Raw genomic sequence first — 16,821 nt, forward strand, 5'->3', positions numbered from 1 at the left:
AAGATCTGCTCGAAGCCGAGGAACTTGACGATGCCGAGGTTCACCGACGGGTGGAAGCGCAGCCCGCCCTTGTAGGGGCCGAGGGCGCTGTTGAACTCGACGCGGAAGCCGCGGTTCACCCGCACGGTTCCGGAGTCGTCCACCCAGGGGACCCGGAACATCACCTGCCGCTCGGGTTCCACGAGCCGCTCGACCAGCTTGGCCGTGGCGTACTCGGGGCGGGCGGCCAGGACGGGGCCGAGGGATTCGAGGACCTCGTGGGCGGCCTGGTGGAACTCGGCCTCGCCGGGGTTGCGCCGCAGGATCTCGTCGTAGAGGGATTCCAGCTGAGGGGTCAGGGCGGTCATGGGATCCGTAAGCCTTTCGGGGTGAAGTCGTCGTGCTGGGCCGTGCGGTGTCCCGTGCGGGGGCCCGTCAGGTCCCGTCGTCCCCGGGCGGGGGCGGTCGGGAGGCGCTCGGCGCGCAGCGTGTCGTAGTAGGAGAGGGCGGTGGAGAGCGCGGGCGCGGGGACGCCGCCGCGGGCCGCGGTGGCGACGACGCCGCGCCAGCCGCGCTGCGCCGCGGCGAACTCGCGGGTGAACGCGGCGTCGGCCGGGAAGCAGGGCACGGCGTGCCCGGCCCCGTGGGCGCCGGCGATCCGGTCGAGGAAGGGCGCCGGGACGAGGGAGTCGTCCCCCCAGAGGGAGGAGACGACCCCGAGGTCGATGTCCCAGCCGTAGGCGCCGTTCGCCTCCACGATCCGGTGCCAGCCCTGGGCCCACACCACGACCTTGGAGGCGTACAGGGCCTGCTCCACCTCGCGGACGAACGCGTCGGTGTCGGCGAGGTGCCGTCCGAAGGGCTCGGGTCCGGGAAGCCGGCGGGCGTCCCGGTGCCAGGCCGCGAGGCCGGACAGCGCCTGGTCGAAGACCGCCGCGGCGATGCCCGCGACGGGGACGTCGGCGTCCTGGGCGCTCCGGGCGGTGCGGCGCCCGGAACCCCCCTGCCCGTCCTCGTGCCGGCCGCCCGGCCGCCGGTCCTCGTCCGCGCCGGCGGCGGTGCGGGCGAGGAGGTCGGTGGTGATCTCCGTGAAGTGGGCGCCGAGCCGGCCGCCGTCCCACCGCGCGAAGATGTCCGCGACGCGCTCCGCCGAGAAGCCGCCGATCCCGCGGAGCAGGTCGTACGCCTCCGCGGTCAGCTCCACGGTGGCGTGGGCGATGCCGTCGTGCACCATCTTCACGAAGTGGCCCGCGCCGTCGGGACCTACGCGCGTCGCCGCGGGGCGGCCGTCGGAGGTGCGCGTGGCGATCGTCTCCAGGACGGGGCCGACGACCTCGTACGCCTCCGGGGAGCCGCCGACCGTGATGCTGGGGCCGTACAGCGTCTTCTCCTCGCCCCCGGCGATGCCGGCCCCGACGAAGTGGATGCCGTGCTCGCCGAGTTCGGCCTCGCGGCGGCGGGTGTCGGCGAAGTGCGCGTCGCCGCCGTCGACGAGGAGGTCGCCGGGTTCGAGGAGCGGGGCGAAGGCGGCGATGACGGAGTCGGTCGCCTCCCCGGGGCGGACCGTGATCAGGAGCCGTCTGGGCCGCTCCAGGGAGGAGAGGAGCTCACGCGCGGTCCGGGCGGGGAGGAAGGTGCCCTCGTGCCCGAACTCGTCGACGAGCACCCGGGTCCGGTCGGCGGTCCGGCTGTGCACGGCGACCGCGTAGCCGCGACGGGCCAGGTTCCGGGCGAGGTTGCGCCCGGTCGCCGCGAGGCCGATGACGCCGATCTGGGCGGTCGAGGGCATGGCAGAGCTCTCCTTTCTGCGGGGGTGTGCGTCATGAGGACGTGGTGGACGCGGCGTCGGGGCGCCGTGGAAACGCCGTGGTGCGGCTGCCCCACTTCCGTGTCGCCGGACGTCGCACGCGACGTCGGCCGGGCAGCCGCACCGTTGGAACCTGCGAGGGGTCCCGTTGATTCCCGTCGGGGTCAGCCGGCGAGGGAAACTTTTCGCAGCGGCGTGACCTCGAGCTCCGCGCGGATCACTTCCTTGCGCACGGACGCCGAGCCGAGCACCTCGCGCTGCAGCATCTGGACCTCCGGGGAGGGTTCGAGGCCCAGCTCCTCGTTCAGGAGGCGCCGCAGGTTCTGGTAGGCCTGGAGCGCCTCGGCGCGGCGGCCCGCCTGGGACAGGGCGCGGATCAGCTGGCCGTGGAACCACTCGTTGAGCGGGTAGTCCTGGACGCGCATGCGCAGCTCGGGGATGGTCTCCCGGTAGCGGCCGAGGCGGTGCTCGGTCTCGATGCGCAACTCCAGGGCGCGGATGCGCAGTTCCTCGACGTGCGAGATGGCGGACGCGAGCACCTCGCCGGTCCGCACGGTCGACAGCACCGGTCCGCGCCAGAGGGCGAGCGCTTCGCGGAGACGGGCGGACGCGCCCTGGACGGCTCCCCGTTCGAGATCCTCCTGGGCCTGGTTGATCAGGCCCTCGAAGACCAGGAGGTCGATCTCGTCGGCGTCGACCTCGGCGACGTACCCGCGCGAACGGGTGGTCACGACCTGGCGGTTGGCCGGTATCCCACACTCGCTCACCAGCATGCGGCGGGCGTGGTACACGTACGTCTGGAGTGTCGTCTGAGCGCTTCGAGGCGGATGGGCACCCCATAGCTCCCGTATGAGAGCTTCGGACGCCACGACCTCATTGGGCCTGGTGAGGAGCAGGGCGAGCGTCTGACAGACCTTCGGCGTACCCGGTCGGTGTACACGACCGTCGTCCGTGATGATCTCGAAAGGGCCTAAGAGGTTGAATCGCACTCCGCACACTCCTTCCCGGCGCTTTTGGCACCGGCCTCACATCGTCGACGTGGCTGAGTTCACCCTAGGCAGATGGCGTGTCACGGAGCCAACAAACGACAAGGAAGTGTCAAGTGTTGATTTTCACCTAACATGAAGAGGGGGCGCGACATCGACTGGACACGCTTTCGAGGCGGTTCCCGGACCATGGACATGTGCTCACAAAGTCGATCTCCCCAGACCTTTTCCGTGCCGCTCTGTCCCACTGGACCAGTGGAGTCACCGTCGTGACCACGTCGGATCCGGCGGGCGCGCACCACGGCTTCACCGCGAGCGCCTTCTCGTCGGTCTCGCTGGATCCCGCGCTCGTCCTGGTGTGCCTGGACAACAGGGCGAACTGCTACGAGGCCTTCGACCAGTCGTCGGGCTTCGTGGTGCACGTCCTCGCCGAGGGCCAGGAGGACCTCGCCGGGCACTTCGCGCGCAAGGGGGCGGACAAGTTCGCCGGGCTCGGGGTGGACCTGTCCCCCGACGGGCTGCCGCTGCTGCCGGACGCCCTGGTCCGGATGGAGTGCCGCACCGAACGCCGCATACCGGCCGGCGACCACCTGATCCTCATCGGCGAGGTCATGGACGCGCGGACCGGCGGCGGCGACCCCCTGGTGTACTACCGGAGCAACTTCCGCCGACTCGCCGACGGGAGCCGGGCCTAGAGCGTCCGGTTCCCCCTGGAGACCACGGAAAGAAGGGGGTCGCGGCGATGACGCCGCGACCCCCTTCCGCATGTCCTCCGCCGGCCCCGCGGGGTCAGGCCGCCGCGCCGCCCTTCAGGAGCACCGGCAGCTCGCCGTGCCCGTTGGAGATGAAGGAGCCGAGCGGCGGGATGGACGCGGCCGGCCGGGCCAGGGCCAGGTCGGGGAAGCGCTCGAAGAGCGCGGGGAGCGCGATGGACGCCTCCAGGCGCGCCAGGGGCGCGCCCACGCAGTGGTGGACGCCGTGGCCGAAGGCGACGTGGTCGCGCCGGGTGGGCCGGGTGAGGTCGAACGCGTCGGCGGTCTCGCCGTGGGTGCGGGGGTCGCGGCCCGCGGCGCCGAAGGAGATGAGGATCGGGTCGCCCTTCGGGATGACGACGTCGCCGAGGTCGATGTCCTCGACGGCGTACCGCATGGGCAGGTTGACCAGCGGGGCCTCCAGGCGGAGGGTCTCCTCGACGACGTCCTCCCAGGTCGCCTCGCCGGAGCGCACGAGCGCGAACTGCTCGGGGTGCGTCAGCAGGGCGTACACCGCGTGGTCGAGGAGGTTCACGGTCGTCTCGTGGCCCGCGGTGAACATCAGCAGGATGGTGTCGACGAGTTCGCGCTCGGTGAGGCCCTGGCCGCCGGCGTCCTCGTCGCGGGCGCCGATGAGGCCGGTGATCAGGTCGTCGTCCGGGTTCGCCCGCTTGACCTCGACGATCTCGGCGAGCAGGGCGTACACCTCGGCCTCGTTGCGCTGGGCGTCCTCGGCCGTGACGTTGGTGTCGAAGAGGTTGTGGATGACGTGGAGCAGCCGGTCGCGCAGGTCGTCGGGGATGCCGAGGAGCTCGGAGATGACGTACGTCGGCAGCGGGTAGGCGAACTCGGCCCTCAGGTCGACCGTGCCGTCCTCGGCCAGCGCGGCCAGCCGGTCCAGGAGGGTGTGCGTCAGCTCCTCGATCCGCGGGCGCAGGACGGCGGTGCGGCGGGCGGTGAACGCCTTGGCGACGAGCTTGCGCAGGCGCTTGTGGTCGTCGCCGTAGGCCGTGATCATGTTGCGGTCCGCGACCCACATGGCGAGCGACCAGGTCTGCGCGAGCTCGCTCTCGCCGTTGCCCCAGGCGGGCCAGTGCTGGTACGTGTCGCGGGACACCCGCGGATCCGTGAGCAGGTCCTTGACGAGCTGGTGGTCGGTGACGGTCCAGACGACCACGCCGCCCGGCAGCTCGGTCTGGGTGGCGCGTCCTCTCGCTCTGAGCAGCCGGCCCTCCGCGTGGACGTCCGCGCCTGTCGGGTCTATGAGAAAGGGGCACTGCATGCTGCTCATCCTCTGGCCTCGCACTGATGGGGGAAGGGGACGGCCCCCGGGCGGACACGGCTTCGCAGGGGTGGTCGAAGCGCGTGTCCTCCGGGGGCCGTGTAGGGGTCTCTCGGCGGTTCCGGGCGGGGGCACCCGGAACCGGTGGTGCGTCTTACGCGGTGGGCAGCTCGTCGGCGAGCGGACGGTCGACCGCCATGATCCAGCGGTTCTCGCCGACCTTGCGCATCACGTCGGTGCAGGTGCCGTTGATGACGGTGCGCTCGCCGTCCTCACCGGTGAGCTCCAGCTCGAACTCGACGAACACGAGCGAGACGTCGCCCGCGACGTAGTTGTTCGTCACGCGCGAGTCGAGCTTCGGTCCTGTCTTCAGCAGGTCGATGATGCCCTGCTTGCGCTCGGCGCCCGTGAGGGGCTTTCCGGTCAGATTCGAGATGGCGTCATCCCGGTACAGGGCGTCGAAGATGGCGCCGTCACCGGAGTTGAAGGCGTCGATGAACGCCTGGTTCTGCTGCTCGACGTCGTCGGTGAGGACCAGGTTCTGCAGGTCCGAGGTGGTCGTCATGGCGGTGAGGTACTCCTGTTTCTACGGGAGGGTGGGGTCGGCGGGGGCCGTCGGCCTGACGGACGGGCGTCACGCCATGCCGCTGGCCTCCGCCGCCTTGATCGCGGCGTTGATGCCGGACTCGATGGCGCCTTCGATGAAGCCGTTCCAGCCGCTGGCCAGACCGTCGTTGGCGAAGGCGATGCGGCCCACGGGCTGCTGCAGGGCGGGCAGGTGGCGCAGGAGCTGCTTGGGGCGGCGCAGCGACCAGCCGCCGCGGGCGTACGGGTCGTGGCCCCAGTCGGCGACCTTGAAGTCGACGACCTCGTAGGCGGAGCCGAGGATCTTCTTCGTCTCGGCGTTGAGGCTGGCCTTGTCCAGGGTCAGGCCCGCGCCGCCGAAGGCGATCATCAGCTGGCCGTCGGGGAGCTTGTGCATGGGGACCATGGACTCGAACTTCGAGCCCTCCTTGCTCTGCACCAGCGTGCGGGTCTGCGGGCCGCGCACGTACATCCAGATCTTGACGGCGTGCGGCACGCCCAGGCCCTCGGTGGCGGCGTCCTTGAAGGCCTGCGGAATGCCGTAGGTGAAGGTGATGTTGTTCCAGACGTTCGTCGGCACGGCGCAGACGACGGCCTTGGCCCGGTAGACGATGTTCTGGGCCGTCGTGACGGAGACCGAGGAGCCCGTGGCGGCCGGGTCGGAGATCCGGACCACGTTCTGGTTGTAGGTGATCCCGTGGTTCGCCTCGTTGAACATGGCCTGGGCGAGGCCGATCATGCCCGTCGCCGGCTTCTGGCTGGTCAGGTTGAACCAGCCGTTGGCGTCGTAGCCGCCGAGGCCCCACCACTGGGCGAGGGAGGTCCAGCTGGCGCCGCCGGCGGGCAGGCCCGCGTAGCCGGCCAGGGTGCCACCGATCCAGGCCTTCTCCTCCGCGGTCATGCCGATCTGGGCGTACCGGTCGGCGACCGTGTAGGCGTCCTGGGCGGCGATCAGGTCCTTGGCCTGCAGCGGGTTCATGGCGTTCGGCAGGAACGTCTGGGTGCCCTGGAAGAACTTCGTGTACAGGTTGCCCATCGTCTCGAAGGCCGTACCGACGTCGTACTGCCGGTAGGTGCCGTCGACCTGCTGGGCGAGGACGGCGTCCATCGGGTCGTCGTAGACGATGCCGATGCCGTACTTGCGCAGCGCGGTCTGGATGTGGGACTGGCTCGGGTGGAACCAGCCGGCGCCCAGCTCGATCTGCTGGCCCTGGAGGGTGTCGGTCCAGGTCCGGCCGCCTATGCGGCCTCTGGCCTCCAGGATCTCCACGTTCTGGAAGCCCATGCCGCGCAGGTGACGCGCGGCGGCGAGGCCCGCGAAGCCGGCCCCGATCACGAGGATGTCGGGGTCGGGCTCGACCGGCGTGCCGGTGGGCTTGGCCGCGGCCGTCGCGGTGCCGGACAGGGCCATGCCCGCGGCGGCCATGGCGCCGACGGCGCCGGCCCGCTTGAGGAAGCCCCGGCGGTTCCAGCCGTCGGCGGCCGCCTCCGTGTCCTCGCCGTGGACGAGCTGTGCGTCGCTGTGCTGAGCGTCCATCAAATGATCCCTTTGATCTCGTCTTTGTCGGTGGAAATGCGGAGAGCTCCACGAAGGCGGGGCGTGGGGGTGGGGGTGACCATCTGATGGGCGCTCCGTCGTGCTGTCCGGCCGGGGCGCCGCACGGGAGGTGCGACGCGCCGGCCTCCGTCCCCGCCCTGAAGGGGGAGTACGGGCGGGGAGGGGCGGAGTACCGGTGGGCGCGGCCCGCCGGGGGGTGCGGGCCGCGTCCCTGTCCCTTAGAGGAAGGGGGTCTCGGGGTCGAGGCCGAGCAGGACGCGCCCGTGGACCTCGAGGTTGGTGCTGAGCAGCAGCAGGCCGTGGAGGGACAGGCCCTGGATGTCACGGTGGAATCGCTGGAGCGGCGCGGAGCGGGCGATGACGGAGGCGCCGCTCGCGTTGTAGAGGATCTCGACGGCCTCCTTGGCGAGCTGCATCGCGTAGGCGGCCTGGCCGCGCAGCTCGGCCTTCTCCTCGATGGTGGGCTGCTCGTCGGCGTCGGCGCGCGCCTGGAGGCGGCCGATGTAGACGGACTGCAGGGCGTACGCCGCGGCGATCTTGTTGGCGGCGGTGGCGACCTGGATCTGGGTCAGCGGGTGCTGGGCCTGGTCCTCGTAGTCCGTGTACGTGATCGGGCGGCCGTTCACGCGGCCCTTGAAGAGCTCCAGGGCGCCGGTGGCGATGCCGAGGTAGGCGGACACGCCGGCCGCCATCACGTAGCTGAACAGGCCGTACTTGCGGCCCGGGGTGACCTCCTGGTCGCGGCCGGGCGTGGTGTTGAAGATGGCGTCGCCGAAGCCGACCACCCGGTGCTCGGGGACGAAGACCCCGGTGGCGGTGGAGGTGCAGCTGCCGGTGCCGCCGGCGGACATGACGTCCCAGTCGTCGGCGATGGTGAAGTCGGACTGCGGGACGATCGCGACGACCTCCTCGTGGGTGCCGTCGGCGTTCTCCAGGATGGCGGCGGCGATGTTCCAGTCGGCGCCGCGGACACCGGAGTTGAAGCGCCAGGCGCCGTCGAGGACGTAGCCGCCCTCGGTCGGCTTCAGCGTGCCGCTCGGGGTGAAGCCGCCGGACACCTTGACGGAGCCGCCGGCGAACACCTCCTCCTGGACGCTGTCCGGGAAGAGGGTGACGAGCCAGCCGCTGGACACCCAGACCATGGCGACCCAGCCGGTGGAGGGGCAGCCGCTCGCGATCGCGGACAGGACCCGGGCCTGCTCCTCCAGGGAGCTGTCGAGGCCGCCGAAGCGCGCGGGGACGCCCATGCGGAACACGCCGGCCTTGTCCAGGACGTCGATGTTCTCCTGCGGGATCCAGCGTCGCTTCTCGGCCTCCACGCCGTTCTCCCGCAACAGGGGCACGGCCTTCCCGACCTCGTCGAGAATGCGGTCGACCTCGATGTCGCCCGCGCTGTCGATCCTGGTCATTCTTTTTCTCCTCCCCAAGCCGTCTGTTTTCTCACCGGCCCGACAGCGGCGGTGACCACAGGCAGCGTTCTGGCGTACGGGATCCGGAATTCCTGAGGAATTCGACGGAAGTTCGGCACGAATGCCGGCGGTCTGCGAGGTCGGATTGCGTTGCGCGAAAGTGCGCCGCAGGGGAACCGCGCCGATGCCAGAACGCTACGGGAGGGCAGTTTCAAGCCGTTCATGCCGCGAGTCACCGCGCGGTAATCGCCGGGGTGACCCGTGCGGAGACCGGCGGATGCCCGCGCGATGAGCCGCGCGCCCGGCCTCCCGTCGCGGAGGACGGGAGGCCGGGCGCGCCGGGTGTTCTCGCCGGCCGGGCCGGCGTCAGGGGACGGGACGGGGTCAGACCGCTTCCAGGACCCGGTCGTTCTCCGGCCGCGGGAAGTAGCCGGTGGAGACGAAGAACTCGACGTACCGGGCGAAGAGTTCGGCGGTGACGGGCGGGCACTCCACGCCGGTGCCCTCCAGGGCCTCGACGGTGTCCGTGACGTCCATCGGCGGGTAGAAGCCCTCGCTGTCGGTCATCACCATCTCGAAGGCGTCGAGGAGCGGCACCATCGCGTTGTCGCGGTCGGCCGTCACCTTCTCCAGCCAGGCGTCCCGGTCGTACTCGTCGAGGCGGTGACCGGCGGCGCGCAGCAGCTCGGCGGCCTCGGCGAAGCTGAACTCCGCCGGGTTGTAGAGGTGGAAGGTGCGCCCGGTGTTCTCCTCCCGGGTGGAGATGGCGACGATGGCCGCGCTGACGTAGTCCACCGGCATCAGGTGCAGCGGTCCGGCCAGGCCCTCGGGGACGGCGGCCGCCTGGAGCAGCCCCTTGAGGCTGAGCCAGACGAAGTCCTTGGTCTGGCAGGCGCCGTGGACCTGGTCGCCGGAGATGACGTCGACGCGGTGGACGGTGACGGGCAGTCCGCGTTCCACGGCCCGCTTGGCCAGCTGCTCGCACACCCACTTGGTCTGCACGTAACCCGTGGGCATCGACTCGGGCGTGCCGACCGGGTCGGTGGGCCGCAGGGCCCGGCCGTCGCCGGCGGCGCCGGAGAACACGCCCGTGGTGGAGACGTAGTGCAGGGGCACGGAGCGGTGCCTGGCGGCGAGCCGCATCAGCTCCACGGTGCCGCCGACGTTGGCCTCCCGCAGCCGGGCGTAGGGGTGGATCCAGTTCACCGACGCGCCCGGGTGGTAGACGGCGTCGACGGTACGGGCGAGGTGCTCGTACTCCTCCTCGTCGAGGCCGAGCCGGGGCCGGCCCAGGTCGCCGACGTGGACCCGCACCCGCTCCTGGTCGATCTCCGGCCACAGCCGGTACCACTCCAGGTTGGCGCGGAGCCGGGCGCGGGCGTCGTCCTCGTCCGCGCCGCGGACCAGGACGTGCACGGTGGCCCGGGTGGTGCGCAGCAGGTCGCGCAGGAGGAAGGCGCCGAGGAAGCCGGTGCCGCCGGTGAGCAGCACCTCCGACGGGTCGTCGGCGGACCGCACGACCTCGGCGGCGGGGACGATGTCGTCCGGCAGCTCCGCGTCGACGGCGAAGTCCGTCTCCTCCGGCGTCGCCGTCCCGGCCCCGTCGAGGAGCAGCGCGCACAGGTGCGCGGCGAGCGCCGCCGGGGTGGGGTGGTCGAAGACCAGGGAGGCGGGCAGCCGGCGGCCGGTGACGGTGCTGATGCGGTTGCGGAGCTCCACGGACGTCAGCGAGTCGAAGCCGAGGCCGGGGAACGGCAGGTCCAGCGGGATGGTGCTGGGGTCGGCGTGCCCGATGACGGCCCCGATCTCGGCGCGGAGCAGGTCGGTGAGGTAGCCGAGGCGCCGCTCCTCGGGGAGGCCCGCGAGGACCTCCGCGGGGTCTCCGGCGGCGACGGCGCTGTTGCGGGCCGTGGGCCGGCCGGGCGCCTTGGCCAGGGCGGTGAGGAGCAGCGGCGCCTGGGCGGCCTTCTCCCGCAGGGCGGGGACGTCCAGCGGGGTGGCGACCAGGGCGGGGCTGCCGAGGCCGAGCGCCGTGTCGAGGATCGCCGGGCCCTGCTCGGAGGTGACGGGGCGGAAGCCGGCCCGCGCGATGCGCTGGAGGTCCGCCTCGTCGAGGTCCCCGGTCATGCCGCTGGCCTGCGCCCACAGGCCCCAGGCGACGGAGGTCGCCGGCAGGCCGCGGGCGGCCCGGTGCTGGGCGAGGGAGTCGAGGAACGCGTTGGCGGCGGCGTAGTTGGACTGGCCCGCGCCGCCGATGACGCCGGCGAGCGAGGAGAACAGCACGAACGCCGACAGGTCCAGGTCGCGGGTCAGGTCGTGCAGGTTCCAGGCCGCGTCGGCCTTCGGCCGCAGCACCCGGTCGACCCGCTCGGGCGTCTGGTCGGCGAGGAGTCCGTCGTCGAGGACGCCGGCGAGGTGCACCACCCCGGTCAGCGGCCGGTCGGCGGGGACGGCGGCGAGGACGGCGGCGAGCGCGTCCCGGTCGGCGGCGTCGCACGCCGCGATCGTCACCTCCGCGCCGAGCTCCCGCAGTTCGGCGGCGAGCTCCTCGGCGCCCGCGGCGTCGGCGCCGCGGCGGCTGGTGAGCAGCAGGTGCCGGACCCCGTGGACACGGGCGAGGTGGCGGGCGAAGAGCGCACCGAGGGTGCCGGTGCCACCGGTGATCAGGACGGTGCCGTCGGCACGCCATGCGCCGGTGGCCGGGCCGGAGTCCTCGGCGCGGGTCAGGCGCGGCAGCAGCACCGTGCCGGCGCGGACGGCGGCCTGCGCCTCCCCGGACCGCACGAGGACGTCGAGGAGCTCCTGGGACACCTCGTCCTCGTCGGTGTCGACGAGGACGATCCGGCCGGGCGCCTCGGACTGGGCGGAGCGCAGCAGGCCCCACACGGCGCCGGCGGCGAGGTCGGGCACGGCGTCGCCGCCGGCGGCCGGGACGGCTCCGGTGGCGAGGGCGCCGCGGGTGGCGACGACCAGCGGGGTGCCGGCCAGCCGCTCGTCGGCGAGCCAGCGCTGGGCGAGCTCCAGGGCGCGGTGGGCGGCGAGGTGCGCGGACTCGGCCGGGGACGCGGCCTCGGGGCTGGTCCAGGGCAGCAGGACCGCGTCCAGGCGGGTCCCGGAGTCCAGGGCGGCGGCGACGTCGGCGGGGCCGGTGAACGGCCGGCCGGCGGACCCGGCGCCGTACGGTCGCTGCTCCTGCGCGTCGCGGCCGGTGCCGTCGGCGAGGACGCCCCAGGCCGGGGCGGCCGGGTCGGCCGGGCCGGTGGGCGGGGCGAGCGGGCTCCAGCCGATCCGGAAGAGGGCGTCGGCGGCGCGGGCGCGGCCGCGGCCGATCTCCTCGGCGGGGACGGCGCGGAACCGCACGGACTCGGCGGAGGCGACGGGCTGCCCGCTGCGGTCGGCGAGCCGCAGCCCGTACGCGCCCCCGGACAGCGGGGTGAGGCGGGCCCGGACGGCGGCGGCGCCGGTGGCGTGCACCCGGAAGCCGGTGAGCCGGTCGGCCGTCCACGCGGATCCCGACCCGTCCTGCTCCCACGTCGGGTCGGCGACGCCGAGCGCGGACGCGAGCAGCACCGGGTGGAGGAGGTGGGTGGCGGCGCCGGAGACCTCCCGCTCGGGCAGGCGCAGTTCGGCGTGGAGCGAGCCGTCCTCGGTGCGCCACACGGTCACGGGCTCGGCCTCGGGTGCCGCGTCCGGCGCGGGCTCCGATCCGGTCTCCGGGCCGCGCTCGGCGTGCGGTACGGCGCCCTCCGGCGGCCAGGCCGCCAGGTCGAACGGCGCCCCGGCGGCGCGGACGCTCAGCAGGCCCCGGCCGAGCGGGGTCCACGGCAGGTCGCCGCGCTCGGGGCGGGCGTGCACGGTGACGGAGCGGCGTCCGTCCGCGTCGGGCGCGCCGACCGCGACCTGCACGTGGACGCCTTCGCCGTCCGGCAGGACGACCGGGTTGTCGAGGGTGAGCTCGTCGACGGTGGTGGCGCCGAACTCGTCGCCGGCCCTGGCCGCCAGTTCGGCGAGCGCGGCGACGTCGAGGACGGGCGCGCCGTGCAGGGTGCGGGTGGCGAGCCAGGGGTGGGTGCGCAGCGAGAGGCGGCTGGTGAACAGGGTCTCGTCGGAACCGGCGACGGTGACGGCGGCGCCGAGCAGCGGGTGCCCGGTCGCGCCGAGCCCGAGGCCCTGCGCGTCGAGGCTGCCGCTGCCCGCCTCGTACCAGTAGCGGTCCTGCTGGAAGGCGTACGTCGGCAGCTGGACGCGCCGGGCGCCGGTGCCGTCGAAGACCTTCGCCCAGTCGGGCCCGGCGCCGCGGACCTGGGCCTCGCCGAGGGAGGTCCAGAAGCGGTCCAGGCCGCCCTCGTCGCGGCGCAGGGAGCCGATGAAGACGGCGTCGCGGCCGGTGTCGTCGATGGTGCCCTGGATGCCGGCGGCGAGGACGGGATGGGGGCTGCACTCGACGAAGGTGGTCCAGTCCTCGCCGAGGAGGCGGCGGACGGCGGTGTCGAGCTGGACGGTCTGGCGCAGGTTGCGGTACCAGTAGCCGCCGTCCATCTCGGTGCCCTCGGCCCAGGTGCCGGTGACCGTGGACAGGAACGGTATCTCCGCGGGGCGCGGGGTGACCGGCGCGAGCAGCCCGGCCAGCTCCTCCTCCAGGAGTTCGACGTACGCGGAGTGGGAGGCGTAGTCGACGTCGATGCGGCGGACCCGTTCGCCAGCGGCCTTCGCCTGCTCCAGGAACGCGTCGAGGGCCTCGGTCTCGCCGGCGACGACGACGCTCGCGGGCCCGTTGACGGCGGCCAGCTGGATGCGGCCCTCCCACGGCTCGATGAGCTCCCGCACCCGGTCGGCGCCGAGCGCCACGGACACCATGCCGCCGAGGCCGGCGAGGACCCGGCCGATGGCCTGGCTGCGCAGGGCGACGACGCGGGCGCCGTCCCGGAGGCTGAGCACGCCCGCCACGGTGGCGGCGGCGATCTCGCCCTGGGAGTGGCCGACGACGACGTCCGGTCGCACGCCGTGGTGGCGCCAGAGCGCGGCCAGGGAGACCATCACGGACCACAGGACGGGCTGGATGACGTCGACGCGCTCGATGTCGGGCGCGCCGTCCGCGCCGCGCAGCACGTCCTCCAGGGACCAGTCGCAGAACTCGGCGAGCGCGGCGCCGCAGTCGGCGACGGAGCGGGCGAACACGGGCGCGGTGTCGAGGAGTTCGACGGCCATGCCGATCCACTGGGAGCCCTGCCCGGGGAACAGGAACGCGGTGCGTCCCGCCGTCCCGGCGGCGCCGCGGACCAGGCCGGCGGCGGGCTGGTCGTCGGCGAGGGCCCGCAGCCGGTCCAGGAGCCCGTCGCGGTCGGTGCCGACGAGCACGGCCCGCTCGGGGAGGGCCGCGCGGTGCACGGCGAGGGTGTAGGCGACGTCGAGGGCGCGGACGTCGTCGTTCTTCTCCAGGTGGTCGAGGAGCCTGCGGGCCTGGCCGCGCAGGGCGTCGCGGGTGCGCGCGGACAGCGCCCACGGGACGACGGGCAGCTCCGTCGTGGCGGTGCCGGTGTCGCCGTCGGCCTCGGCGGCCGGGGCGGGCGCCTCGGCCGGGGGCTGCTCCAGGATGACGTGGGCGTTGGTGCCGCTCACGCCGAAGGAGGAGACGCCGGCGCGGCGGGGCCGGTTCAGCTCCGGCCAGGGGCGGGCCTCGGTGAGGAGCTCCACGGCCCCCGACTCCCAGTCGACCATCGGGGTGGGGCGGTCGACGTGCAGGGTCCGCGGCATCACGCCGTGGCGCAGCGCCTGCACCATCTTGATGATGCCGCCGACGCCGGCCGCGGCCACGGTGTGGCCGATGTTCGACTTGAACGAGCCGAGGTAGAGCGGGCGGCTCTTGGGCCGGTTCTGGCCGTAGGTGTTGAGGAGGGCCTGCGCCTCGATGGGGTCGCCGAGCCGGGTGCCGGTGCCGTGGGCCTCGACGATGTCGACGTCGCCGCTGCCGAGGCCGGCGCCGGTCAGGGCCTGACGGATGACCCGCTCCTGGGAGGGCCCGTTGGGCGCGGTGATGCCGTTGCTGGCACCGTCCTGGTTGACGGCGGTGCTCCGGACGACGGCGAGGACCTGGTGGCCGTTCTTCCGGGCGTCGGACAGCCGCTCGACCAGGATGAGGCCGACGCCCTCGGACCAGCCGGTGCCGTCGGCGGAGGCCGCGAACGACTTGCAGCGGCCGTCGACGGCGAGGCCGCTCTGCCGGGAGAAGTCGACGAAGCCGCCCGGGTGGCCGTTCACGGTGGTGCCGCCCGCGAGGGCGAGGGTGCACTCGCCGCTGCGGACCGCGCTGACCGCGAGGTGCAGGGCGACCAGCGACGACGAGCAGGCCGTGTCGAGGGAGACGGCGGGCCCTTCCAGGCCGAGGAAGTAGGAGACGCGACCGGAGGCGACGCTGCTGAGCTTGCTGGTCATCAGATAGCCCTCGAACTCCTCGGGGCCGTCGAGTTCCAGGTAGCTCTGCTCCACGACGCCCACGAACACGCCCGTGCGGCTGCCCTTGAGGGTGGTCGGGTCGATGCCCGCGTGCTCGAACGTCTCCCAGGCGGTCTCCAGGAGCACCCGGTGCTGCGGGTCCATGGCGAGGGCCTCGCGCGGCGAGATCCCGAAGAAGCCGGCGTCGAAGCGGGTGGCCCCGTCGAGGAAGCCGCCCTCCTTCGTGTACGACTTCCCGGGCTTGCCCGGCTCCGGGTCGTACAGGCCGTCGACGTCCCAGCCGCGGTCGACGGGCCAGGGCGTGATGGCGTCGCGGCCCTCGGCGACGAGCTGCCACAGGTCGTCGGCGGAGGCGATGCCGCCGGGGTAGCGGCAGGCCATGCCGACGATGACGATCGGGTCGTCGTCGGCCGCCTCCAGCTCCGCGACCCGGCGGCGGGCCTGCTGGAGTTCGACGGTGACGCGCTTCAGGTACTCGACGAGCTTCTCTTCGTTCGGCGCGCCGGGGGTGCCGGAGGCCTGGGGGGTGGGGGGCGTGCTGGGCTTGGTGGACATGCGTGAATCTCTCCTCGGTGGCCCCGGGTGCCGCGTGGCACCCGGGGAACTGCGAAGGGAAGGGGACGTCGGTGGAGCGGGACCGTCAGTTCACGGGGTCACCGCCCAGCTCGCTGTCGATGAACGCGAACAGGTCCTCGGCGGAGGCCGATCCGAGCCGCTCGGCCAGGTCCGTGTCCTCCTCGGCCGGGGCCGAGGCCGCCTCCTGGGCGGCAGCGGCGAACGCGACGGGGGCGCCTCCGAGGGTCTCCAGGAGCTCCATGAGCCGCGCCGAGACCGCCGCGCGGGCCTCCTCGTCGTCGGCGATCGCCCCGAATCCGGCCTCCACGCGGTCGAGTTCGTCGAGCACCGCACCGCTGCCGGACGCGCCCGACGTCACGAGCTCCAGCAGCCCGGCGGCGAGCGCGGCGGGAGTCGGGTGGTCGAAGACCAGCGTGGCCGGCAGCTTCGTCCCGGCCGCGGCGCTGAGCCGGTTGCGCAGGTCGACGGCGGTCAGCGAGTCGAAGCCCAGCTCCTGGAAGGCCCGCGTCTGCTCGACGGCGTCCGGGTCGGAGTGGCCGAGGACCTCCGCGACCTTGCTCCGCACCAGGGCGAGCACGGTGCGGGACCGCGCCTCGTCGTCCAGGCCGGCGAGCCGCTCGGCGAGCGACTCGGCGGGCGCGGCCTGGGACGCGGCGGTACGACGGGAGGCCTTGGCGGTCTCCCGCGGCGCCCCCTCCTCGCGGTCGCCTTCCCGCCCGGGCACGGCGAAGGCCTCGTACGGGACCTCCTGGAAGGTGACGGAGCCGGCGGTGAGCACCGGCCGGCCGGCGGCGTCGGCCAGCAGGAGCGCGGCCGTGAGCGCGTCGGCCCCCGCTCCGGTCGCGGTGAGGTGGGCGCGTACGACGGTGGCACCGGTGGCGTGCAGCCGGACGCCGCTCCACGCGACGGGCACGAGCACCCCGTCCGCCTCCGCCGGCTGCGGGAACGGATGCCGGAGCAGCGCCCCGTCGATCAGTTCCGGGTGCACGCCGAACCGCGCGGCGGTGTCGGCGAGTTCGTCCGCGAGCGCCACCTCGGGGGCGGACGCCCCGGCACCGGGGACCCCGGTCTCCGGGCCCGGTCCGGCGTCGCCCAGCGTGCCGTCGGCGTGCAGGGTCCACTCCGCGCCGGGCCGGTCGGCCCTGGCGTGCACGGCGAACGGCCGCAGTCCGGCCTCGTCCGGCCCGCCCACGCGGACCTGGAGCTGTACGTCGCCGGAGGCGGGCAGCACCAGGGGCGCGTGCAGGGCGAGCCCGTGGAGGGTGTCCGCGCCCACCTCGTCACCGGCGCGGATCAGCAGCTCGACGAACGAGCCGGCGGAGAGGACGACCGCGTCCCCGACCGCGTGGCGCTCCACCCAGGGGTGGGTGTGGCGGTTGATGCGGCTGGTGAAGAGGGTGTCGTCGGAACCGGCGACGGTGACGGCCGCGCCGA

The 16,821-nt window shown here is 73.5% G+C and carries 10 protein-coding genes; 1 reads left to right on the forward strand and 9 read right to left on the reverse strand.

All coding sequences use genetic code 11. The features are described from left to right. From IE245_RS35930 to IE245_RS35940, 3 genes are all read right to left on the reverse strand, one after another. A partial coding sequence (locus IE245_RS35930) for a Glu/Leu/Phe/Val dehydrogenase dimerization domain-containing protein (protein WP_308436659.1) occupies positions 1-347 on the reverse strand: 347 nt, incomplete at its 3' end. After that, positions 344-1,768 carry an NADP-dependent phosphogluconate dehydrogenase gene (gene gnd, locus IE245_RS35935; RefSeq protein ID WP_189955557.1) on the reverse strand — a complete coding sequence of 475 codons (1,425 nt, stop codon included), beginning with the start codon at positions 1,766-1,768 and terminating at the stop codon, positions 344-346. The genes IE245_RS35930 and gnd, both read right to left, overlap by 4 nt. Before the next feature lie 182 nt (positions 1,769-1,950). After that, positions 1,951-2,784, reverse strand: coding sequence for an AfsR/SARP family transcriptional regulator (locus IE245_RS35940; protein WP_308436660.1), 834 nt, complete (start codon positions 2,782-2,784; stop codon positions 1,951-1,953). A gap of 185 nt (positions 2,785-2,969) precedes the next feature. Here IE245_RS35940 and IE245_RS35945 point away from each other — a divergent pair, with 185 nt between their 5' ends. Further along, positions 2,970-3,467 carry a flavin reductase family protein gene (locus IE245_RS35945; RefSeq protein WP_189955563.1) on the forward strand — a complete coding sequence of 166 codons (498 nt, stop codon included), beginning with the start codon at positions 2,970-2,972 and terminating at the stop codon, positions 3,465-3,467. Between the two features lie 94 nt (positions 3,468-3,561). On the opposite strand, the gene IE245_RS35950 is transcribed toward IE245_RS35945, so the two are convergent. The 6 genes from IE245_RS35950 to IE245_RS35975 all read right to left on the reverse strand — a co-directional run. Next, positions 3,562-4,806 carry a cytochrome P450 family protein gene (locus tag IE245_RS35950; RefSeq protein ID WP_229852054.1) on the reverse strand — a complete coding sequence of 415 codons (1,245 nt, stop codon included), beginning with the start codon at positions 4,804-4,806 and terminating at the stop codon, positions 3,562-3,564. A 154-nt stretch (positions 4,807-4,960) separates the two neighbouring features. Continuing rightward, positions 4,961-5,371 (reverse strand): YybH family protein, encoded by a 411-nt coding sequence (locus tag IE245_RS35955; RefSeq protein ID WP_189955566.1) that lies wholly within the window; start codon positions 5,369-5,371, stop codon positions 4,961-4,963. 69 nt (positions 5,372-5,440) lie between these two features. After that, positions 5,441-6,928 (reverse strand): flavin monoamine oxidase family protein, encoded by a 1,488-nt coding sequence (locus tag IE245_RS35960; RefSeq protein ID WP_189955569.1) that lies wholly within the window; start codon positions 6,926-6,928, stop codon positions 5,441-5,443. 239 nt (positions 6,929-7,167) lie between these two features. Continuing rightward, positions 7,168-8,358: an acyl-CoA dehydrogenase family protein gene (locus IE245_RS35965; protein ID WP_189955571.1), complete on the reverse strand. Its 1,191-nt coding sequence runs from the start codon at positions 8,356-8,358 to the stop codon at positions 7,168-7,170. A 384-nt stretch (positions 8,359-8,742) separates the two neighbouring features. Next, positions 8,743-15,366 (reverse strand): type I polyketide synthase, encoded by a 6,624-nt coding sequence (locus IE245_RS35970; protein ID WP_189955579.1) that lies wholly within the window; start codon positions 15,364-15,366, stop codon positions 8,743-8,745. A gap of 85 nt (positions 15,367-15,451) precedes the next feature. Beyond that, positions 15,452-16,821 (reverse strand): phosphopantetheine-binding protein (locus IE245_RS35975; protein ID WP_189955580.1); only part of this gene is annotated, 1,370 nt, incomplete at its 5' end.

It is taken from the genome of Streptomyces roseolus, from assembly GCF_014649855.1.
GTDB lineage: Bacteria > Actinomycetota > Actinomycetes > Streptomycetales > Streptomycetaceae > Streptomyces > Streptomyces roseolus.